Source organism: Corynebacterium sp., from assembly GCF_030535495.1.
Lineage (GTDB): Bacteria > Actinomycetota > Actinomycetes > Mycobacteriales > Mycobacteriaceae > Corynebacterium.
Genome location: NZ_JAUNRW010000147.1, coordinates 1 through 4,121, shown reverse-complemented (window position 1 = coordinate 4,121; position 4,121 = coordinate 1). Strand labels below are relative to the sequence as shown.

Annotated in this window: 3 protein-coding genes and 2 pseudogenes; 3 read left to right on the top strand and 2 right to left on the bottom strand. The window is 66.6% G+C overall.

The window, feature by feature from the left end:
• The 3 genes and pseudogenes from Q4F73_RS11785 to Q4F73_RS11775 form a co-directional block, all read left to right on the top strand.
• Nucleotides 1–1,250: pseudogene (locus tag Q4F73_RS11785) on the top strand (DNA polymerase III subunit alpha); the annotation flags it as partial.
• Nucleotides 1,247–2,044, top strand: coding sequence for a PhzF family phenazine biosynthesis protein (locus Q4F73_RS11780; RefSeq protein WP_303359535.1), 798 nt, complete (start codon nucleotides 1,247–1,249; stop codon nucleotides 2,042–2,044). The pseudogene Q4F73_RS11785 and the gene Q4F73_RS11780, both read left to right, overlap by 4 nt.
• A gap of 18 nt (nucleotides 2,045–2,062) precedes the next feature.
• On the top strand, nucleotides 2,063–3,259 hold the full coding sequence (locus Q4F73_RS11775; RefSeq protein WP_303359534.1) for a cobalamin-independent methionine synthase II family protein: 1,197 nt from the start codon (nucleotides 2,063–2,065) through the stop codon (nucleotides 3,257–3,259).
• 45 nt (nucleotides 3,260–3,304) lie between these two features.
• Here the strand turns inward: Q4F73_RS11775 and Q4F73_RS11770 are convergent, their stop codons facing one another.
• Nucleotides 3,305–3,646: a hypothetical protein gene (locus Q4F73_RS11770; RefSeq protein ID WP_303359533.1), complete on the bottom strand. Its 342-nt coding sequence runs from the start codon at nucleotides 3,644–3,646 to the stop codon at nucleotides 3,305–3,307.
• A gap of 78 nt (nucleotides 3,647–3,724) precedes the next feature.
• Nucleotides 3,725–4,121 (bottom strand): annotated as a pseudogene (locus Q4F73_RS11765) (alkaline phosphatase); the annotation flags it as partial.

Sequence of the window (4,121 nt, the reverse complement as noted above, 5' to 3'; positions counted from 1 at the left end):
TGTGGGACACGATCCTGCCCTTCGCCTCCTACGCGTTCAACAAGTCGCACGCCGCGGGCTACGGCCTGGTGTCCTTCTGGACGGCCTACCTCAAGGCCCACTACGCGCCGGAGTACATGGCGGCGCTGCTGACCTCCGTCGCCGACAAGAAGGACAAGTCGGCCATCTATCTGGCGGACTGCCGCCACCTCGGCCTCAAGGTCCTGCCCCCGGACGTCAACGAGTCGGAGAATGACTTCGTCGCCGTCGGCGAGGACATCCGTTTCGGTCTGGGGGCCATCCGCAATGTCGGACATGAGGTCGTCGACTCGATCGTCGAGACGCGGCGCACGAAGGGGGCGTTCACGAACTTCTCCGACTACCTGGAGAAGATCGAACTCCTGCCCTGCAGCAAGCGCATCACCGAATCCCTCATCAAGGGCGGGGCCTTCGATTCGCTCGGCCACCCGCGTAAGGGGCTCATGCTCATCCACGAGGATGCCGTCGAATCCGTCCTGGCCACGAAGAAGGCCGCGGACAAGGGCCAGTTCGATCTCTTCGCCGGTTTCGGTGGTGAGGACGCCGCCGCCTCCAGCGTCTTCGCCATCGACGTCCCCGATGATTCCTGGGACCGCAAGCACGAACTCGCCCTCGAGCGGGAGATGCTGGGTCTTTATGTGTCGGGACATCCGCTCGACGGCTACGAGGAGGCACTCGACGCCCAGACCGACACCGCGCTGACCACCATCCTCGCCGGCGAGATGCGCCACGGAGCGGAGGTGCTCATCGGCGGCATCATCTCCGGTGTGGACCGACGCTTCTCCAAGAAGGACGGCTCTCCGTGGGCGATCGTCACCATGGAGGACCACAACGGTGCGCAGGTGGAACTGCTGGTGTTCAACAAGGTCTACGCCCTGGTGAGCGGCTCCATCGTGGAGGACAACATCATCCTCGCCAAGGCGCATGTCTCCATCCGCGACGACCGCATGTCCCTGTTCTGTGACGATCTCAAGGTCCCGGAACTCGGCCCCGGTAACGGCGCCGGGCTGCCGCTGCGGCTGACCATGCGCACCGACCAGTGCACCATGGAGAACATCGCCAAGCTCAAGCTCGTGCTCTCCGCCAACCAGGGTGAATCCGACGTCTACCTCAAGCTGGTCAACGGCGAGGACTCGACCATGATGATTCTCGGCGAGCACCTGCGCGTCGACCGCTCGCCCTCCCTCATGGGTGATCTCAAGGCGACCCTCGGCGCGGGGATCCTCGGATGAGGTACTCCCAGGTCGACGTCTTCTCCGCCGCGCCCTACCTGGGCAACCCCGTCGCCGTGCTTCTCGACGCCGACCATCTCTCCGATCACCGCATGCAGGAGATCGCGCGGTGGACCAACCTCTCCGAGACCACGTTCGTGCTCTCCCCGACGGTTCCGGACGCCGACTACCGGGTGCGCATCTTCACCCCCTTCGGTGAACTGCCCTTCGCCGGGCACCCCACCCTCGGTACGGCGCATGCGTTCAGGGAACTCGAGGGCGTGCAGCAGGATTCTATTCACCAGGAGTGCGCGGCCGGGATCATCGAGATCCGCGCGGGCGAGCACCTGTCCTTCGCCGCGCCGCCGACTCTGCGTTCCGGTCCCCTCGAGCCGGAGGTCCTCGAGCGCGCGCAGGCCGCCCTCGGGGTGGAGATCATCGATCACCAGTGGGTGGACAACGGTCCCGGCTGGGCGGCGGTGCGGTTGGCGGATGCACAGACCGTGCTGGCGGTGGAGCCGGACTGGGGAGTGCTCGGCGACCTCAAGCTGGGCCTGGTGGGGGAGTACCCGCCCGGATCCGAGTGTGATGTGGAGGTCCGCGGCCTGTTCGGCGGGATCGAGGATCCCGTCACCGGCAGCCTCAACGCCTCCCTGGCGCAGTGGTTCTTCCGCACCGGCGTCATCGACCGCGACTACGTGGCATCACAGGGAACGGTGCTCGGGCGGCGGGGTCGGGTCGCCGTGCGTCGCGAAGACGGAAAGGTGTGGATCGGCGGGGCGACCGTCACCTGTTTCATGGGCGAAGCCAGATAATGTATTACCATCTGGGCCATGACCAACAAGATCCGCACCACCCACGTCGGCTCCCTGCCGCGCACCCCTGAGCTTCTCGACGCCAACCTCCGCCGCGCCGAGCTGTCCGACGAGGAGTTCCTCGGCACCCTCCAGACCGCCGTCGACGAGGTCGTGCGGCGCCAGGTGGACATGGGCATCGACATCATCAACGAGGGCGAGTACGGCCACATCACCTCCGGCGCCGTCGATTACGGCGCCTGGTGGAACTACTCCTTCACCCGTCTCGGTGGTCTCACGATGACCGACGAGGACCGCTGGGCCAGCCAGGAGGCCATCCGCTCCACCCCCGGCAACATCCGGCTGACCTCCTTCTCCGACCGCCGCGACCGCGCGCTTTTCGACGAGGCCTACTCCGATCCCGAGTCCGGCATCTTCGCCGGCCGCGCCAAGGTGGGCAACCCCAAGTTCACCGGCCCCATCACCTACATCGGCCAGGATGAGGTGGGCGCTGACGTGGCGCTCATGCGCCGTGCCATGGACGCCGCCGGCGCCCGGGACGGTTTCGTCGCCGCCCTGTCCCCGGGATCCGCGGCGCGCCTGAAGAACGAGTACTACGCCACCGACGACGAGGTCGTGTGGGCCTGCGCGGACGCGATGGCCCAGGAGTACAAGGCCATTACCGACGCCGGCTTCACCGTCCAGCTTGACGCCCCGGATCTCGCCGAGTCCTGGGACCAGATCAACCCGGAGCCCTCCCTCGCCGACTACCGCGACTGGCTGCGCACCCGCGTCGACGCCATCAACCACTCGGTGCGCGATATCCCGAAGGAGCAGACCCGTCTGCACATCTGCTGGGGATCCTGGCACGGGCCGCACGTCACCGACGTCGAGTTCGGTGACATCATCGAGGAGATCCTCCGCGCCGAGGTCGGTGGCTTCTCCTTCGAGGGTGCCTCCCCGCGCCACGCCCACGAATGGCGTGTGTGGCAGGAACACCAGTTGCCGGAGGGCTCACTGATCTACCCGGGTGTCATCTCCCACAGCACCAACGCCGTCGAGCATCCCCGTCTGGTGGCCGACCGCATCATCCGTTTCGCCGAGGTCGTCGGTCCGGAGAATGTCGTCGCCTCCACCGACTGTGGGTTGGGCGGGCGCCTCAACCACCAGATCGCGTGGGCGAAGCTCGAGTCCCTCGTCGAGGGTGCGCGCATCGCCAGCGCCGAACTCTTCTAGGAATCGCGCAAGGCCCGCAGTTCAACCTGCGGGCCTTGTGTCGTCCTAGAGGCCGAGCTGCTCGACGGTCTCGCGCAGCTGATCGACGCCACCCGGGATGAAGGGCAGCACGACGACGGCGGCCTGGGTGACGGCCATACCGACGGCCATGACAGCCTGGATGATCTCGAAGGCCAGCGCAGCGTCGTCGTCGAGCGCCAGGGAACCGGCCCACTCCGGGAGGTTGGAGTCCTCGGTGGGGGCCGTGGTGTCGTTGGACGACGTCGACGACAGCGAGGACACGGCATCGACGGAGCTGGTGGACTCCTCGGCCTGGACGGGGGACACCAGGGCCAGGGTGGTGCCGGTGGCGGCAACCAGGGCGACGGCGAGGCGGCGACGGATCACGGGTGGAACTCCTTGAATGGGGGATAACTTGATTCGAATAGTGAACTTATCAGTGATCCGCCTCCCCCGCGAGAGGGGCTAGCGGGAGGACAGGGACGACAGCGAGGACTGCGAGGACAGTCCACCACCCGTCAGGGGGGTGATCTCGAAGACCGTGGTGGTGCCGGAGACCTCGTTGCCCACCACGAGCAGGTTCTTCTCGTTCGGGGAATCGGCGGCCGGGATGAACACCAGACCTTCGGCACCGAGGTCCCCGGAGTTGTCGCTGAAGTCGCGGTTGTTGACGTAGGTGACGAACTGGGCGGCGGACGGGGTGGTCACGTCGTAGACCATGACCCCACCGATGCGCTCCAGGCCGATGAAGGCGTAGGTGCGGTCGTTGATGACGCCGAGGGCGACGCCCTCCGGCTCCGGGCCCTTGTCGTCGGAACGCCCCTCGAAGTTGGCTTCGGTGTGGTTGGAGTTGAAGTTCTCC

What these genes read in the sequence shown, in the direction of transcription:
- Q4F73_RS11780 (WP_303359535.1), top strand. Translation starts at nt 1,247, where the DNA reads ATGAGGTACTCCCAGGTCGACGTCTTCTCCGCCGCGCCCTACCTGGGC.
- Q4F73_RS11775 (WP_303359534.1), top strand. Translation starts at nt 2,063, where the DNA reads ATGACCAACAAGATCCGCACCACCCACGTCGGCTCCCTGCCGCGCACC.